The 17826-nt window shown below is 60.4% G+C and carries 12 protein-coding genes; 4 read left to right on the forward strand and 8 right to left on the reverse strand.

Going from position 1 to position 17826, the window contains the following annotated elements; all coding sequences use genetic code 11:
- Window positions 1-37 precede the first annotated feature (37 nt).
- Both QRN48_RS05015 and QRN48_RS05020 read left to right on the forward strand, forming a co-directional pair.
- Window positions 38-1354 carry an MFS transporter gene (locus QRN48_RS05015; RefSeq protein WP_191943837.1) on the forward strand — a complete coding sequence of 439 codons (1317 nt, stop codon included), beginning with the start codon at window positions 38-40 and terminating at the stop codon, window positions 1352-1354.
- 13 nt (window positions 1355-1367) lie between these two features.
- Window positions 1368-2348 (forward strand): 2-hydroxyacid dehydrogenase, encoded by a 981-nt coding sequence (locus QRN48_RS05020; RefSeq protein ID WP_285349231.1) that lies wholly within the window; start codon window positions 1368-1370, stop codon window positions 2346-2348.
- 163 nt (window positions 2349-2511) lie between these two features.
- Here QRN48_RS05020 and QRN48_RS05025 read toward each other — a convergent pair whose 3' ends face one another.
- Window positions 2512-4137, reverse strand: a complete 1626-nt coding sequence (locus QRN48_RS05025; RefSeq protein ID WP_285349232.1) for a methyl-accepting chemotaxis protein — start codon at window positions 4135-4137, stop codon at window positions 2512-2514.
- 377 nt (window positions 4138-4514) lie between these two features.
- On the opposite strand from QRN48_RS05025, the gene QRN48_RS05030 reads away from it, so the two are divergent.
- Window positions 4515-4808 carry a DUF1652 domain-containing protein gene (locus QRN48_RS05030; RefSeq protein ID WP_420850597.1) on the forward strand — a complete coding sequence of 98 codons (294 nt, stop codon included), beginning with the start codon at window positions 4515-4517 and terminating at the stop codon, window positions 4806-4808.
- Between the two features lie 54 nt (window positions 4809-4862).
- On the opposite strand, the gene QRN48_RS05035 is transcribed toward QRN48_RS05030, so the two are convergent.
- Complete coding sequence (locus tag QRN48_RS05035) at window positions 4863-7280, reverse strand: UvrD-helicase domain-containing protein (RefSeq protein ID WP_285349416.1); 2418 nt, start codon at window positions 7278-7280, stop codon at window positions 4863-4865.
- 378 nt (window positions 7281-7658) lie between these two features.
- Between QRN48_RS05035 and QRN48_RS05040 the strand changes: the two genes are divergently transcribed.
- Window positions 7659-8354 (forward strand): pirin family protein, encoded by a 696-nt coding sequence (locus QRN48_RS05040; RefSeq protein ID WP_037009728.1) that lies wholly within the window; start codon window positions 7659-7661, stop codon window positions 8352-8354.
- Window positions 8355-8730: 376 nt separating this feature from the next.
- Here the strand turns inward: QRN48_RS05040 and pgm are convergent, their stop codons facing one another.
- From pgm to QRN48_RS05070, 6 genes are all read right to left on the reverse strand, one after another.
- Window positions 8731-10374, reverse strand: coding sequence for a phosphoglucomutase (alpha-D-glucose-1,6-bisphosphate-dependent) (gene pgm / locus QRN48_RS05045; RefSeq protein ID WP_285349235.1), 1644 nt, complete (start codon window positions 10372-10374; stop codon window positions 8731-8733).
- A gap of 161 nt (window positions 10375-10535) precedes the next feature.
- Window positions 10536-12821, reverse strand: a complete 2286-nt coding sequence (locus QRN48_RS05050) for an ATP-dependent DNA helicase (RefSeq protein ID WP_502944575.1) — start codon at window positions 12819-12821, stop codon at window positions 10536-10538.
- A gap of 379 nt (window positions 12822-13200) precedes the next feature.
- Complete coding sequence (locus QRN48_RS05055) at window positions 13201-14595, reverse strand: aminotransferase-like domain-containing protein (protein ID WP_037009722.1); 1395 nt, start codon at window positions 14593-14595, stop codon at window positions 13201-13203.
- An 80-nt stretch (window positions 14596-14675) separates the two neighbouring features.
- The gene (locus QRN48_RS05060) at window positions 14676-16178 is read right to left on the reverse strand and encodes a hypothetical protein (protein WP_191943832.1); all 1503 of its coding nucleotides are present in this window, start codon (window positions 16176-16178) and stop codon (window positions 14676-14678) included.
- Window positions 16175-16315 (reverse strand): hypothetical protein, encoded by a 141-nt coding sequence (locus QRN48_RS05065; protein WP_191943831.1) that lies wholly within the window; start codon window positions 16313-16315, stop codon window positions 16175-16177. The genes QRN48_RS05060 and QRN48_RS05065 overlap by 4 nt, the downstream gene beginning before the upstream one ends.
- 405 nt (window positions 16316-16720) lie before the next feature.
- Window positions 16721-17743, reverse strand: a complete 1023-nt coding sequence (locus tag QRN48_RS05070) for a zinc-dependent alcohol dehydrogenase family protein (RefSeq protein WP_285349237.1) — start codon at window positions 17741-17743, stop codon at window positions 16721-16723.
- Window positions 17744-17826: the final 83 nt, after the last annotated feature.

Raw genomic sequence — 17826 nt, forward strand, 5'->3', positions numbered from 1 at the left:
CTGCTGCGACAAAAACAACATGCTCAGGGAGCCTGAAATGGAAAAGCTGCTCGAATCCGTCAAACACGCCGGCCTTAAACGCCGCTGGCTGTTGATCATGCCCATCGTTTTCATCACCTACAGCCTGGCCTACCTGGATCGCGCCAACTACGGGTTTGCCGCCGCGTCAGGCATGGCCGAAGACCTGCACATCACCCCCGGCATGTCGTCGTTACTGGGCGCATTGTTCTTTCTGGGGTACTTCTTTTTCCAGGTGCCCGGCGCAATCTACGCGCAGAAAAAGAGCGTTAAAAAGCTGATCTTCGTCAGCCTGATCCTGTGGGGCGGCCTGGCTACGCTGACGGGCATCGTGTCCAACGCCTACATGCTCATCGGCATTCGCTTCATGCTCGGCGTGGTCGAGGCGGCGGTGATGCCGGCCATGCTGGTGTACCTCTGCTATTGGTTTACCAAGGCCGAGCGCTCGCGGGCCAACACCGTGCTGATCCTCGGTAACCCGGTGACCATGCTGTGGATGTCGGTGGTCTCGGGCTACCTGGTGGCGCACTTCAGCTGGCGCTGGATGTTCATCGTCGAAGGTCTGCCTGCGGTGGTCTGGGCGTTTATCTGGTGGCGTCTGGTGGACGAGCGTCCGGCCCAGGCCAAGTGGCTGACCGCTGAAGAAAAGACCGAACTGCAAACGCGCCTTGATGCCGAGCAAGTGGGCATCAAGCCGGTGAAGAACTACGCCGAAGCCTTCCGCTCCCCTCGCGTGCTGCTGCTGGCGGCGCAGTACTTCTGCTGGAGCATCGGCGTCTACGGCTTCGTGTTGTGGCTGCCGACCATCATCAAAAAGGGCATGCAGATGGACATGGTCGAAGCCGGCTGGCTCTCGGCTCTGCCTTATCTGGCCGCGGTGATCGGCATGGTGCTGGTGTCCTGGGCATCTGACAAAACCCAGAAGCGCAAAGCATTCGTCTGGCCACCGCTGCTGTTGGCCGCCGTTGCCTTCTACGGCTCCTACGCGTTGGGCACCGAGCACTTCTGGTGGTCCTACTCGCTGCTGGTGATCGCCGGCGCGTGCATGTACGCGCCGTACGGCCCCTTCTTTGCCATCGTCCCGGAAATCCTCCCGGCCAATGTCGCCGGTGGTGCCATGGCGCTGATCAACAGCCTTGGCGCACTGGGTTCGTTCGCCGGCTCGTACCTGGTCGGTTACCTGAACGGCGTCACCGGCACGTTGAGCGCTTCGTACCTGTTCATGAGCGGCGCACTGTTGGTGTCGGTGGTCCTGACGCTGTTGCTCAAGCCGGACAACAAGGCCCGGCCCTTGAGTGACACGCCGCAACCGCGCCCAACCCCTGCTCATTCCTGAACCGGACATTCCCATGACTGCGCATGTTGTGCTCTACAAAAAACTCTCGGCGCCACTGATGCAACGCCTGCAATCGCAGGCCGAGGTGACGCTGATCGAAGACCCGAAATCCAGTGACGGCCTGGCGCGTCTACGCGACGCCCTGCCCCGTGCCGACGGCCTGCTTGGCGCAAGCCTGAAGCTGGACGCAGGGCTGCTGGACCTGGCGCCGAAGCTGAAGGCCGTGGCCAGCGTCTCGGTGGGTGTCGACAACTACGACATCGAGTACCTGACCCGACGCCGCATTCTGCTCACCAACACGCCGGATGTGCTCACCGAAACCACGGCCGACACCGGCTTCGCGCTGATCATGGCCACTGCCCGCCGGGTGGTGGAACTGGCGACCATGGTCCGCGACGGCCAGTGGACGCACAATCTGGGCCCTGAGCATTTCGGTTCGGACGTGCATGGCAAGACGCTGGGCATCATCGGCATGGGACGGATCGGCGAGGCGGTGGCGCAACGGGGGCATTTCGGTTTCGGGATGCCGGTGATCTATCACAGCCACTCGCCCAAGCCGGCGGTGGAGGCACGCTTCAACGCAGCCTATCGCAGCCTCGACGCGCTGCTGGCCGAAGCGGATTTCGTTTGCCTGACGGTGCCGCTGACTCGCGAAACCGAGCGGCTTATCGGCGCCACGCAATTTGACCGGATGCGCCCCGAGACGATCTTTATCAACATCGCCAGGGGCAAAGTCGTGGACGAGCAGGCACTGATTGCCGCCCTGCAAAACGGCCAGATTCGCGCGGCTGGCCTGGACGTGTTCGAGCAGGAGCCGGTCAGCGCACATTCGCCGTTGCTGAAAATGAGCAACGTGGTCGCCACGCCGCACATGGGCTCGGCCACCCATGAAACCCGTGAAGCCATGGCCCGTTGTGCGGTTGAGAACCTGCTGGCGGCACTGGCGGGCGAGCGGCCGAAAGACCTGGTCAACCCCACCGCCTGGGAAGGTTGAAATTCGGATCGTAAGAGCCGGCTTGCTGGCGAAACCGTTGGGTCAGGCGACATCTTCGTGTCGGATAGACCGCGTTCGCCAGCAAGCCGGCTCCTACAGTTCCCGCGCTCCACATCATCCACACGATTCTGCAGACCCGGACTCTCGGCGGTCGGGGTGCTGGTTAAATCACAAACCGCGAAACCATCGCCTTCAAGTCCACCGCCAATCGCGACAGTTCATGACTGGCGGCGCTGGTCTGGTTGGCACCGGCCGACGTTTGCGCGGCGAGGTCACGGATGTTCACCAGATTGCGGTCCACCTCTTTCGACACCTGAGCCTGCTCTTCGGACGCGCTGGCAATGACCAGGTTGCGCTCGTTGATCTGCGCAATGGCCTCGGTAATCAATTCCAGCGCATCGCCCGCCGAACTGGCGAGGCCCAATGTGGTGCGGGTGCTCTCGGTGTTGCGCGACATCGACTGTACGGCTTCGCCGGTACGCGTCTGAATGCCTGCCACCATCTGCTCGATTTCCGTCGTCGATTGCGCAGTGCGGTGCGCCAGCGCGCGAACTTCATCAGCGACCACGGCAAACCCGCGACCTGCTTCACCCGCACGGGCGGCTTCAATGGCCGCATTGAGTGCCAACAGATTGGTCTGCTCGGCAATCGAACGAATCACGTCCAGCACCTTGCCAATGTCACGTCCTTGCGTGGCCAGGCCCTCGACCAAACCGCTGGTGGCCTGGATCTGTTGCGTCATGTCCTGAATTGACTTCACTGTCTCGACCACCCGATCACGCCCCTGACGTGCAGTCTGGTTGGACTGCTGTGAGGCTTCGGAGGTCGACACCGCGTTGCGCGCCACTTCTTCAACGGCAGCGGTCATCTGGTTGACGGCAGTGGCCGCCTGTTCAATCTCATTATTCTGCTGCTGCAGGCCGCGGGACGACTGTTCGGTGACGACGCTCAATTCTTCCGCAGCCGAGGCGAGCTGTGTAGAAGAGCCGGCGATCAGCTCAAGGGTTTGGCGCAGATTGCGCTGCATGGTCGACAAGGCTCGCAACAGGTGCGCCGCTTCGTCTTTGCCATCGACATGGATGGCACGGGTCAGATCTCCCGCTGCAATCTCCTCTGCCGCACGAACCGCCCGAGCGAGTGGGCTGACGATACTTCGCGTGAGCAGCCACGCGAGGATGACGGTCATCAGCACCGCGATAATCGACACTGCAATAACGCCCACGTTGGCATTGTCATATTGACCTTTCGACACAGTGGCCGCGTCCGTCGCGTCTTTTTTATTGATGGCAATCAGTTGGTTGATCTGCACACCCATAAGGTCTGTGGCTTCTTTCATTCGGGTATTGATTAAAGCGCGCATGTCGTCCGTCTTGTCCTGGCGTGACAACTCAAGCACCTTGGCCTGCACCTCCAGGAAAGTAACGAGCGTCGCTTCAAACTGGTTGTAGACCGCTAACTCTTCGCCCTGGGCCGGAAGTGCGGCGTAGGCTTTTTTTGCCGCCTGCAACTTGCCGATCAGTTCGGCAATGCGCGCATCTGTTTCAAGCAGGGAGGCAGGCTCACGGTTAACCAGCGTTCGAAACGAGGTGATACGCAGCCTCAAGGTGTTCTCCAGCATCGCACTCAAGCTGGCAATGCTGGGCAGATGGTTCGACTCCATGTCGGTCGTGGCTTGGCGAATCACCGCCATCCGGTTGACTGAAAAAACGCTCAGACCTATTACCAATGCGGCAATAAACGCGAATCCCAGGAATGCGCGAGGCGCAATGTTCATGCTTCTTATCGACATGGGAGTACTCTCTGGAAAGCTGATTGGCGTCCGATTTGTTATTGACGCTCGCTCTGCTATCGGCAGGCGACCCACTTTCATGCGCGGGATTCAGGCGTTTTCGAGTGTTTATTTTCCATGAGGCGCTCATCACCAAGTGCGCCGGTGCGCTATATCGATTCAGCAACAAACCGAATTCGATGCCCTATATAAGCGTGGCGTGATGATGTTCAAAGAAACATGAAATTCTTAATTGTGTAGGAATTATTTCCCGACATTGTCAGAACTCGGTGCTACCTTTAACTGACTCGTGGTCTGCGGGCCGGGCTTCCCTACGCGACGTTTCGATCGCTGCGCAAGTCTGTTCAGACCTGCTGTTTACCTACTCTGCGGAGCTTATGAAGTGCTCAACTGAACGAGGTGGGTTGATGAACAAGGTCACATTCCCCAATGCCTGCCAGCTGATGCGCTGGCATTTTCATCCGGTGGGCTTTGAAGCCAACATGGATGCGCCTGACAGCATGGTCGCGCGCCTCTTCGACCGCGCCAGTGGGGAAACCGTGATCGCCATCGCCGCCATCCCCTGCGCCACGGTCATGAACGCCACCGACGTGGAGCGCATCATCGAAGCCATCGAGCTTGAAGTCGAAACGTTTATCCCTCGTCGAACGCCCTATCTGAACAGGGCGTAAAACACAGCGGTCAGTCCCGCGCGTCAAGCGGCCAAACCTGGCGCCCATGGGGCATCAGACCGTTTCGGCGGGTTGGACCTTGACCTCAGAGAGAGCGCCTCGGGTGTCGTCGAAAAACGGTTTGTCCGACGCGACCCTTGCGGAGGCGCGGGCGATGGAGGCGTCTTCAGTACCGGCGGCGTCAATGAACCAGTAGCAGTGCCGCACGGCGCGTGTAATCGCCACATAGGCCAGGCGCAACACTTCATCCTTCTGCGCGTTGTCGAACGCTTCCAGGTCCCCTTCCCGGCCGAGACCGGCCAACTGATACACCTGATTCTTGTACGGTGACTGGGTCAGGTGCTGACAGTCGCCCAGCAAAAACACCGCGTCGGCCTGCAGGCCCTTGGCGCTGTGATAGGTGAGCTGTTTCAGGCGACGCTGCTGCGGCGGCAACGCGTAATCGGCGTTGGCAAGGGCCTGAAACGCCTCCGGGAGGCGGCTGCGTTCGCTACCCTTGCGGTAGAGCAGCAGCACAGAGTCGCCGGCGTTGTAATGCTCGGTCAGGAGAGACAGCAAGCGCTCGTCGTCGCGTTCCAGTACGGTCACCGGTACAAGCTCCTGCACCGGACCGCTGGCCCGGGCCTTCTTGCCGCTGATGGCCGGCGCGGCACGGACGATATGCTCTGCCGCATCAATGATGTGCTGGTGGCTGCGGAAATTGTCGCTGAGCATGACCTTGGTGGTCGAGGGCGACGAGAACTCCTTGGCAAACTCCATGAAAAACTTCGGCGAACTGCCGCGCCAGCCGTAGATCGATTGCCAGTCATCGCCCACACACAGCAACGACGAACGTTGAGCGCCGCGACCGACGTGCAACGCCGGGCCGCGACTGCGGATTTCGCGCAGAGTCGCACGGATCCACGAGACGATTTGCGGCGACACGTCCTGAAACTCGTCGATCATCAGATGCGACAGCGGCCGCAGCCCGGCATCGCTCACCAGTTTTAGGTTTTCCGGCGAGTTTTCGCCAAACAGGGAAAACATCCGGTTGTAGGTCATGACCGGAGGCGACTGCTCCAGCAAGTGACTCTCGAAGGCTTTCCAGAACAGACTCAACGCTTCAAAGAAGAACCGGTCGGGGTCCTGGTCGGAAAAGCGCATTTGCGCCACCGCGCCGGCGACGTCCAGCCCGAGGTTTTCAATAAAGCTGGCGGCCGCCACAAAGCAATCCAGCAGCGGCGCAGCGCTCAGCTCCCCTTTGACCTTGTAATCAAAGCCCGGGCCCGCGACTGCCGCGCCGGACAGGGACTGCATCATGCCGCGCGAAGCCTGGTAGTTTTCCAGCCAGATCACCGGTTTGCGGCAGAACGCCTGGAACAGCGTGCGCTTGATGACCCATTCGGCCCACACCGGCAGCTTGGCGTCCGGGCGGCGCAGATGCTGGTCTTCGCCGGGGTCGAAGCCGAGCACGATCCAGGCATCCAGTTCGGCGGCATAACCGTGGACGTGGAAATTCAGCCCGCTGACCTCGACGGTCTGGCGCATGGGTTCGACGCCCTGAATCGGCCAAGCCCCTGCACGGATCCACAGATCCTCGATGATGTCGCACAACTCCTCGTCACGCTTGGAGGACAAGCCCATCACCGTGATGCGCTTTTGCACATCAGGGTGATCGCGGTCCAGTTCCCTGAGTTGCAGCGACTGCCGATACAAAGGCGCCATGACTTCACGGAACCGCTCGTTGGCGGCGTAAAGGTCGCGGTAACACAGGTTCATCTGCTGGCGCTGCGCGTCGTTGATGCGCAGGTCGAAAGGGTTGCTGTCGGCGGTGTCGTCAAACAGCTGGCCGGTCTGGCTGCTGAGGTTTTCAAACGCCTGCAGTTGCTCAAAACCCGGGAGGCTGCGCACCAGCGGCAAAATGCGCGAATGGAAGGTGCGAACCACTTCTCGGGCCTCGCGCAGCGTCAACTGGCGTCCCCACAGGGCCATGATGTCGATGAGTTTGTTGATGAAATCCTTGCGCGACTCGCGGGTGAACGTCACCACGGTCATGGAATCCAGCTCGAAGCCCAGGTAATGATTGAGCAGCAACACGCGCAGCACCAGCGACGTGGACTTGCCCGCGCCGGCCCCGGCGATGACATAGGTGGACGGTGTGTCGCTGAAGATCATTTTCCACTGCGCCGCCGTGGGCTGCGCATGAGCCGGCAGTCGCTCGGCCACGTCCGCCTTGATGCGTTTTTTCAGCTCGTTGGTCAGCGGCAGACGCCAGTCGTCGAACAGGTGATCATCGACCCGCGGGCCTCGGTGTTCGAGGGGGCGGGTGTCGCGGATCACCAGCACCTGCCGGCCCTCTTCGATACCGTCCAGATGACCTTCGGCGTAGCCCTCGTTCATGCCTTCGGCATGCCCGTTCAGGTAGCCATCGGCATGACCCTGATACCAGGACGGCACGTGCTGAGCCTGAATGCGCGACAGGCCTTTGCCCATCGCTCGCGCGATCAGGCGTTTGAGAAACGGCAGGCGCTCGGGGGTGGTCAGGTCAGGAGGTAGCTCGTGGGTTGGCTCGGCGGAAAAATCGTGCGGCACGCGGGCTCCGGTATCAGCGTTAACGTCAAGAGGCGCCTATGGTCGCCGCATTCGCCATTCAGCTCCAGTGAAATGCTTTGCGCTCATGGAGTTAGTCGATAAAGGGGGCAAAGTTCTAGGCTTCTGGAGCGTCTACCCAATCGATTTTTTCGATAGTTATTACGCAATAATAACGCTTTTTATCGATATCTCGTTGATAGATCATGGCTCCATCGACTGAACAAGTCATCACCAGCGGCGCCCTGCCATAGGCCCGGCCCTGCTACGGAGGAACTGATCATGCTGCAACTTCGACCTTTCAAATCTCTGGGCGGCGCAGACCACGGCTGGCTGAACGCCCACCACCACTTTTCGTTCGCCAACTACTACGACCCGAGCCGCATGAGCTGGGGCCAGTTGCGGGTCTGGAACGATGACGTAATCGAGGCCGGCACGGGCTTCCCGCGCCATCCGCATCGGGACATGGAAATCATCACCTATGTTCGTGAAGGTGCCATCACCCACGAGGACAGCCTGGGCAACCGTGGCCGTACCGAAGCGGGCGATGTGCAGGTCATGAGTGCCGGCACTGGCGTTGCGCACAGTGAATACAACCTGGAGTCGAAGGAGACGCGGATTTTCCAGATCTGGATCATGCCGGACGAAGTCGGCGCGCCACCGTCCTGGGGTGCCAAGCCGTTTCCGAAAGGGGATCGCGAGGGATTCGTGACGTTGGCGAGCGGCAAGAAGGATGACGACATCGAGTTGCGTATTCGTGCGAATGCTCGTCTGGTGGCGGCGAACCTGAAGGCCGGTGAGACCGCGGAGTATGCGCTGGATGAGGGCCGTCGGGCGTATTTGGTCCCTGCCACCGGGCTGATTGAGGTCAACGGTGTGCGTGCCGAGGCGCGTGATGGTGTGGCGGCTGAGGATGAGCGCGTCTTGCGAGTGACGGCTATCGAAGACAGCGAAATAGTACTGGTGGACGTGGCTTGATGTAGTGGTTTTTTGAAAAGCCCTGGTTTCGTGAGAAGCCGGGGCTTTTTGTTTGGGTTGTGGTTGAGGGTCAAGAGCGTCTGCCTAACGGCAGACCTGTTTCGCCTTCGGCGAGTTACTTGGAAACAGTCGAAAGTCGCACCATCCCCAAGTAGCCAAGGGTGCTTGCTCCTGGTTTGGCCCCTCCTTCGTCGGGCCCGACCGGGAGCACAAGCCCTTGGCTGCTCATTAAAACCGAAGGCGGGGCTTTATCAAGTAGCTCGCCAAAGGCGAAACGCTCTGCCGTTAGGCAGATGCACTTACCCTCCGGACGCTAAGCATCAGCACCACCACCCATATTCGAGACGTGCTCGATACACGGGTCGGAACGAAAGCATCAGGGTGCTATCGCACCGTCCACCAGCACTTGCGCCTCAGCCACCAGACGCTTGAGGTGATCTTCGCCCTTGAAGCTCTCGGCGTAAATCTTGTAAATGTCCTCGGTACCCGACGGCCGCGCGGCGAACCAGCCGTTCTCGGTAATGACCTTCAGACCGCCAATGGCCTGATCATTCCCCGGCGCCTTGCTCAGGATCTGCTCGATCTTCTCACCCGCCAGCTCGGTCGAAGTCACCTGATCCGGGGACAGCTTGCTCAGCAACGCCTTCTGCTCGAAATTGGCCTTGGCCTCAACCCGGGTCGACACCGGCTCGCCCAACTCATCCGTCAGCGCCTTGTACATCTCGCTCGGGTCGCGGCCTTTGCGCGCGCGAATCTCGGCTGCCAACAGCGCAGGAATCAGACCGTCCTTGTCGGTGGTCCACACCGTGCCGTCGCGACGCAGGAAGGACGCGCCGGCGCTTTCTTCGCCACCGAAACCCAGCGAGCCTTCATACAACCCTTCGGCGAAGAACTTGAACCCCACAGGCACTTCATAAAGGCGGCGACCCAGGCGCTGGGTCACACGATCAATCATCCCGCTGCTCACCACTGTCTTGCCGACAGCCGCATCCGAACGCCAGTCGGGGCGGTTCTGGAACAGGTAATCGATGGACACCGCCAGGTAATTGTTCGGCGCCAGCAGGCCGCCGGTTGGCGTGACGATGCCGTGACGGTCGTGGTCCGGATCACAGGCGAAAGCCACCTGGAAACGGTCTTTCAGACCGATCAGGCTTTGCATCGCAAAATTGGACGACGGGTCCATGCGAATCTTGCCGTCCCAGTCCACGCTCATGAAGCGGAAGGTCGGATCAACGAACTTGTTCACCACTTCCAGGTTCAGGCCGTAGTGCTCACCGATCGCCGACCAGTAACGCACGCCTGCCCCGCCCAGCGGGTCTACGCCCAGCTGCAGGTTGGCGCCACGAATCGCGTCCATGTCGATGACGTTTTTCAGGTCCGCGACGTAGGTGTTGATGTAATCGTGACGATGGGTGGTGTCGGCGCGCAGGGCTTTCTCGTGGGTCATGCGGGTGACGCCGATGACACGCTCGGCGAGCAGCTCGTTGGCTTTGTTCTCGATCCACTTGGTGATGTGAGAGTCGGCCGGACCGCCATTGGTGGGGTTGTACTTGAAGCCACCACTCTCGGGCGGATTGTGCGACGGCGTGATGACGATGCCGTCAGCCAGTCCTGACGTACGGCCGCGGTTGTAGCAGATGATCGCGTGGGAAACCGCCGGGGTCGGGGTGTATTCGTCGCCCTCGGAAATCATCACGGTTACGCCGTTGGCCGCCAGCACTTCCAGCGCCGTAGCGGCGGCCGGGGTCGACAGGGCATGGGTATCAGCGCCAAGGAACAGCGGACCATCAATGCCGTTGGCCTGGCGGTACAGACAGATCGCCTGACTGATGGCCAGGACGTGCCATTCATTGAAGCTCAGCTCGAAGGAGCTGCCGCGGTGCCCGGAGGTACCAAAGGCGACACGCTGGGTCGCCACCGACGCATCGGGCTGGCCGGTGTAATAGGCCGTCACCAGACGAGGAAGATCGACCAGCAATTCTGCGGGTGCCAGTTTGCCCGCGAATGGACTGATACTCATGCGAAACCTCCGTGGATGAAAAAAAGGAAATGACAAAAAGAAAGATCCCCGACGAACCGGGAAATAACCTGAAACACCGACTGCGCGGCAGTTTACTGGCAGTTGGACCGTTGCGCTCGGCTATCGATCCGTAACGCCCTGAGACAATTGGCCGGGGACGGCTAAAGTTGCCACCACGCGGGCAGAAGCTGCTGGATCTTGCGCTCGGCGAAGCGGTCATCGATCAATACCACCACGCCGCGGTCGTCCTGGCCACGGATCACCCGTCCCGCAGCCTGTACCACCTTCTGCATGCCGGGGTACAGATAGGTGTAGTCGTAACCGGCGCCGAATAACAGGCTCATGCGCTGTTTAAGTTGCTCGTTCACCGGGTTGATCTGGGCCAGCCCCAAGGTCGCGATGAACGCGCCAATCAAGCGCGCCCCCGGCAGGTCAATGCCTTCGCCGAAGGCGCCGCCGAGTACCGCAAAGCCAATGCCTTGACTGTCCGGCGTAAAGCGATCAAGAAACGCCTGCCGATCAGCTTCCCCCATGCCGCGTGACTGCTTCCACACTGTCACCTGCGGATGGCTGCGCTCCATCAGCTCGGCGACCTGCTGCAGGTAGTCAAAACTGCTGAAGAACGCCAGATAGTTACCCGGCCGGGCTTCGAACTGACGGGCGATCAGCTCGACGATCGGCGCCAGCGACGCCTGCCGGTGAGTGAAACGGGTGGAAATACGGCTGACGATTTCCACATCCAGCTGCGAGCGCTGGAACGGCGACTCGACGTCGACCCAGGCCGTCGTGTCAGGCAAACCCAGTAGGTCCCGGTAGTAATGGCGCGGATTGAGCGTCGCGGAGAACAACACGGCGCTGATCGCGGCAGTCAGGCGTGGACGCACAAATCCGGCCGGCACCACATTGCGCAGGCACAGGCGCGACAGCGCTTTGCTGCCCAGTTCGCGCTTGCTGATGTCGAACAGAAAGTGCTCGTCGAACAGTTCAGCGATGCGCCCGAACTGAATCGCCTCGAAGTAGAAGCTCTGCAGTTCACCATTGGCGGCATGCGGGTGTTCGTTGAAGTAATCGCCGAACGTCGTAATGCACTGGCTAAGGGTGTTGAGAAACCTGGCTGGCGTGGCGGCGTACGCCTGATACGGCGCCACTTGCTCCTTATGCAGGGCGTTCCACTCGCGATTAAGTCGCTGCAGGGCTTTTTTCACCGGCTCCGGGGCACTCTGGCGCACCTGATTCATGCTGTGCTGATCAAGGGTCGCGCTGTACATCTGCCGCGCCCGCTCGACCATGTTGTGCGCCTCGTCCACCAGCACTGCAACGCGCCACTGATTGAACTGACAGAGGCCAAAGAGCATGCCGCTGAGGTCGAAATAGTAGTTGTAGTCGGCGATCACCACGTCCGCCCAGCGCGCCAGTTCCTGGCTCAGGTAATAGGGGCAAACTCCGTGGCGCAGCGCCACCTCGCGCGTACCCGCCTGATCAAGCCACGGCGCAGTCATCGCGTCGGCCCGCGCTGCGGGCAATCGATCGTAGAACCCCTTGGCCAGCGGGCACGAGTCGCCATTGCAGGCGTTTTCCGGGTATTCGCAGGCCTTGTCGCGCGCCACCATCTCAAGCACCCGCACACCCAGTTGCGGAGCGCTGCGCGCGATGACACTCAGGGCATCCAGCGCCAGCTTGCGCCCCGGCGTTTTTGCAGTAAGGAAAAACACTTTGTCCAGCTTGCGGGTCGGCGCGGCCTTGAGCATCGGGAACACAGTGCCGATGGTTTTGCCAATACCGGTGGGTGCCTGCGCCATCAGGCATCGCCCGGTGCTCACCGCCTTGTAGACCGACTCGGCCAGCGCACGCTGCCCGGTACGGAAATCCGGATGGGGGAACTTCAGCGCACTCAGCCCGTGATCACGCGCCTCGCGGTGCGCCAACTCTTGCCGGGCCCAGCTCAGAAAAATGCCCGCCTGGGCCTCGAAGAAAGCCTGCAGCTCGGGCGCCGTGAAGCGTTGCTGCACAAGGGTCTCGTGCTCGCTGATGATGTTGAAATACACCAGCGCGAGATTCACCTCGGTCAACTGCATTTGCTGGCAGAGCAGCCACCCGTACACCTTGACCTGAGCCCAGTGCAGTTGACGATGATTGGCAGGCAGGCTGGCGAGATCGCCGCGATAGGTCTTGACCTCCTCAAGCTGATTGAGCTCCGCATCATAACCATCTGCCCTGCCGCGGATCGTCAGCTCATGAAACACCCCGCTCAGCGCCACCTCAGACTGATACCCGGCCCCGCGCCGAGCCGCCACCGTTCGATGGCCGACAATCCCCTCCTGCGCCGTGGGCGACGGCGTAAAACGCAAATCCAGATCCCCCGCCTTCGCCGTGAACTCGCACAACTCCCGCACCGCCACCCGATAACCCGTTTCAGGATCGGCAGCCGCCACCGGCACAGACGCCACAGGCGCTGCACGCGAATCGGATGAAAGACTGGAAATGGAAGTCAAGAACGGTCAAACCAACGATCGGAACACTGGACGGACGTACAGATAACAGCTCAAAGCTGCGCAGGCAAATGCAAACGGATTGACGGGCAGAAATCGCACAACCGCGAGCCTATCGCATCGCGCATATTCCAGGTACCGAGCAACCCAACGACGACAGATCATCGACCATCGACCATCGACCATCGACATCGACCACCAATTTGGATGATCCACCGCATTCGCCAGCAAGCCGGCTCCTACAGGGGGGTGTTCAGCCAGTGGGACCGGATTGAGCCGGGAAGCTTATGATCTGCTTTTGATCTTGATCTTGATCTTGATCTTGAAAATCCAAGCCTCACCCCAACCGCTCTTGCCCCAACGCATTCCTCACAATCACCAGCATCGACTCAATATTCTGCGCCCAATCCACCGTCCCGCTGATCCGCAAACTCTGCTGATGCAACCCCCTCGCACTGAACAACTCCCCCGGCGCAACTACGATTCGCTGCTCCAGCAATCGATTGAACACCCGCGCCGTATCCACCCGATGCTTGCTCTCCAGCCACAGCGACGCCCCGCCGCGAGGCCGCAAAAACCGGACCTCGTCCCCCAGATACAGCTCAACCGCGCCCGACAACTCATCCATCCGCAACTTCAAGCGGCTGCGCAACTCATGCAGATGCCGGTCCAGCTGCCCCGACGCATAAAGCCGCGCAACCGCCTTCTGCCGAACCGGCGGTAAACGAAACGAACGCAGCACCCACTGCTCGTGCCAGAGCGGGCGCGAATGGCGGCTCAACAAATAGCCGAACGGCGCCTCCAGCCCGATCGTCTTGTCGAACGCGCCCAGTACCAACAGGCGCTGTGGGTCGATCAGATCCCGGAACGGCGGATGGCCCTCCTCGAAACACAGCGCCCCATGGCAATCGTTCTCCAGCACCCACAGCCCGTGAAGGTTCAATACCTCTGCCATCTGCGCGCGCCGTTCGCGAGGCTGAAGCTGACCGCGGACCGGGTCCATCTGCGAGGAAATGATCGCCATTTTTACAGCCTCTCGCTGGATCACCGCACCCAGGTCGTCCACGTCTATTCCGCCGTGGGCGTCGGCAGAGACCTCGATCACGCGGATGCCGAACGACTGCAGTGTGCGCAGAATCCCCCAGCCACACGGCGACTCCACCAAGACCGCGCAGTCCCGCAATTGCAGCGCCTTGATGACCGCCTTCAAGACGGCGGTCTTGTCCGGCCCGATGAACACGTTGTCCGGGTGCCAGCAATGCTCGGTCGACGAGGTGTAGTAACCGGCCAGCGACGTGCGTAATTCAATATCGCCGAACGGCTGGAACTGCGGGTCGGGCGGGCAAGGATAATGGCGCATGAGGTCGCGCTCGGCGCTGAGCAGCGCGCCGTGAAGGGACACCAGCAACGTCGGCTCATCGACACCAAAGATGAACATGTCAGTGCGCCGTGCGCCGGCATGAAAGCGTGTAAACACATCGTCGCCCTCGCAAGGGGCGTCGTGGCAGGGGTTGGGCAGCGCGTAATAACCGGATTTAGGCACGGAACAGATCCGCCCCTCCCTCTCCAGCAGGCTGTACGCGTTTTGTACGGTTGAAATCGACACCCGTAACCGTCTTGCCAGCAGGCGTAACGATGGCAAGCGCACGGCTGGCCCGGTGGAGATCTCATTGGTCAACCGCAGCAAGTAGCGATACACCATCTGGTAGGCAAAATCGGTCTTGTTGTCCATAACACCCCCATCCGTGCGCCTGGCGCAGGGTCGTCGCAGAAAGAGCCAGCGGATCGCCCCGGCCCGTTAAACCGCCGCGCTCAGCGGCCTGAGATCACTTCGCTCGTCAACGTTCCCGTGAGCGGATCCACCGTCACCACCCGACGCTTGTCGGGGTCGGCCGCACGCACGCGCGCGATAATCGAACTGTCGTCGTTGAAGTCCACGCGACCCTTGGCGTAAAGCGATTGCAGTCCCTTCAAGCTCAGGCCGCTGACATCCACCAGCCAATGCTCCACCAGGTCCGGCGCGAGCTGGCCAGCCAACGCCTTGTGCAGGTCACTCAGCCCGACCAGCATGCCCGGATGGTATCGACGCAGGAACGCTTCGAGCCGCGCGCCTGCGTCCACAAAGGGCGAAAACAGCAGGCACACCCACTGCGTCTCGCCCAGCCCGAACGCCTCCTGACCATAGCCTTCGGCCAGCTGCCGGCGGTCCTGGATTTTTTCAGGGCTGTCGTACGCGGCGAGCGCCTGGGTGATAAGCCGCCCTGGCATGCGCTTGCGGCGCATCAGTGTGGCGGCCACTTCAAGGTATTGGGCGATGCCCTCGTCGTACGAACGATCTTCGATGAACTCGGCCCTCAAGCCCCGCAGGTGCGCCATGAGCAGCGGGTTGGCGCAGTCCGACTCACTGAAATTGAACGCCAGATCGTCGAAGCGGAAGCCCAGGAAATCCGTCAGCAGTGCCCAGTGCTCATGGGCCCGAAAGCCGATGAGGTCAGCCGCCGTCAGTAATGTGGGGGCCAAGCTGCGGTGCGGGTAGAACGGCGGGCGGGTGTAGCCCGACGGTTGCGCCGCGTCGCCGTACAGCGCCTGGTAGTACTCGCTTGCGACGGTGTCGATGACGTTCAACGCACCGCTGAAACCCAGCGTGTGCCAGGGCGCGACGTTCTCTTTGCCGTGCCGGGCAAGACGCGTGATCCACGCAGCGTACTGCTTTTGCTCCTTGAGCGAGTCCGCGCTGATCAGCGCATCGACGCCGTCTCCCCAACACGCAGCACGGACCATGAACTCGGCCATGCCCAGATAACAGCTGTTGCAAAAGGTGGCCCGGGCGTCCCCCGCCGTCAGGTGGCCGGCCAGCAGCAGATCAGAGCGGTTCTGCTCACGGCCTGCGCTGGAAAACGGCAAGTCCGCTTCGAATATCTGTGCATATTGATGGTCGATCACCAGCAGCTCGACCCGCGGGTCGTCGTGCATGAACAGGGCGGAGTAGCAGCGATCGATATTGCCCATCACGGCTGAGGTAATACCGGCATGCCGCATATTGGCCACTCGCAGCCTGAACGTTGCCGGCCCCCTGGCAGCGATGGTCAACTGCGCGGCGCGCAACATGGCAACGGTGTACGCGCTGTCCTTGCCACCGCCAAACGCCACCAGCACTTTATAACCGCCGATCTTGTCGATTCCCCCCGCGGCAACTACCAGGCGTTGAATCAATAGTTGCAGCGCCGTTCGTTCGTTGCGGTTCAAATAACCTGACAAGCGTTGCAGCACTTGTTGGTATACGTAGTTCATGGCTTGTTCGTGCATGGCACTCATGGCGTCACAACCCGGTTGCCCTTAACCGACAGAATATTGGTTTCAGAACTCATAACCCAGACGATATTCGCAGGGGCTGTAAAGGCCGCAGCACTGGCGTGGGCGGGCGCGGCATTCGGCGGCAGGTCATCAAACATTGCCTCATTCCTTGAGTTTTAATTATTGATGAGATTATCGGCCTCCGAGAAATAATTACAAGCCGGCAACCACCGACATAAAAGCAGCGGTTTTTCCGCGCACAAAGAGGCGAATTAAACAGACTTGTTTAATGGCATGAATAAACGGATGTTTAAACAGAGTGGATAAAGCAGGAACAGCAAACCCGCTCGACTGACGCAACTCCATGGGATCAGTCACATAGGAATGTTGTGAACGTCGTTTATAAAACTAAACTTCAATAAACAAAAAGCCTTCCGGACTTTGCGGGAAGGCTTGAATGTGACCTGTGACCTGTGACGTGTTGGCTACCTTCTACCGGTCTCCAACCTGATCCCGACGCCAGGTCAAAGCGTCGAGCATTCAATAAGCGCGATGATCTGCGCTCAGGATGGATCAACCTCAACCACGATGCGACCACCGACCGGGCAGCCGTCCATCAAACGATGGGCTTCGACCAACTGATCGAACGGGAACACTTTTGTGATCTGCGGAACCAGCATGCCATCGGCCGTCATCTGATTGATGTCGCGCAATGCACGTTTGATCGCCTCTTCGTCCTGCTTGATGCCCAGCTCAGGCTTGCCGGTGAAGTTACCCACGCAATGCACGAAGAACTGGATGTTCTTCTGGAACGCCGCACACGCCGGAAACGGGGTCTGGTTACCGCCCTGCAGCCCGTAGAGAATCAGGCTGCCACGAGGCGCCAACACATCGCCCAGCATCGACATCTGTGGACCGCCCAGGCCGTCCAGAACGATGTCCACGCCGCGGTTGTCCGTGTACTTGTTGATCGCCAGAAGCAGATCCTGCTCCTCAGTGACGATCACCTTGTCAGCGCCCATCTTCAGCAAATACTCGCGGCAGGTGTCAGTCTTGGTCGCCGCGATCACCTTGATCCCCAACGCCTTGCCCAATTGCACAAAAGCAGGACCTGCACAGTGACTGGCATCGGTCACCAGCGCCGTTTGCCCGGGTTTGGCCCGCGCAAGCTCGACGAACGCGAAATAGGCCACCAGCATCGGCGTGTAATGGACCGCCGCTTCATTAGGGGTCAGCACTTCGGGATACAGGGTAACGGCGTTACGCGGCAGCAGGATCAATTCGCCGTATACCGGGTGCACGTTAGGGTCTGCCGAGGGAAAGCTGGCAACTTTGTCGCCAACCTTCAAATCGCTCACACCTTCACCCACGGCGGTGATCACACCCGCCATTTCGGAACCCAGACCGGCAGGAAGGCGGGCCTGGGACGAAGCCAGATTTTGTCGCCACAGCACGTCGTACCAGGTGACGCCGATTGCCTGAACGCGCACTTGCACCTCACCGGGTGCAGGCAACGCGACCGGCAGCTCTTCTACTTTGAGCACCTCGGCCGGACCGAACTGATGAAAACGGATCGTGCGGGACATTTCGAACCTCGCCTTATGAACCTTGATGCCATGAACTCTATCCGGGCGCTGCCGGTAACACTATCAGTGGCTATTAATAGTCG

Source organism: Pseudomonas sp. ME-P-057 (assembly GCF_030208975.1).
Classification (GTDB): Bacteria; Pseudomonadota; Gammaproteobacteria; order Pseudomonadales; family Pseudomonadaceae; genus Aquipseudomonas; species Aquipseudomonas lutea.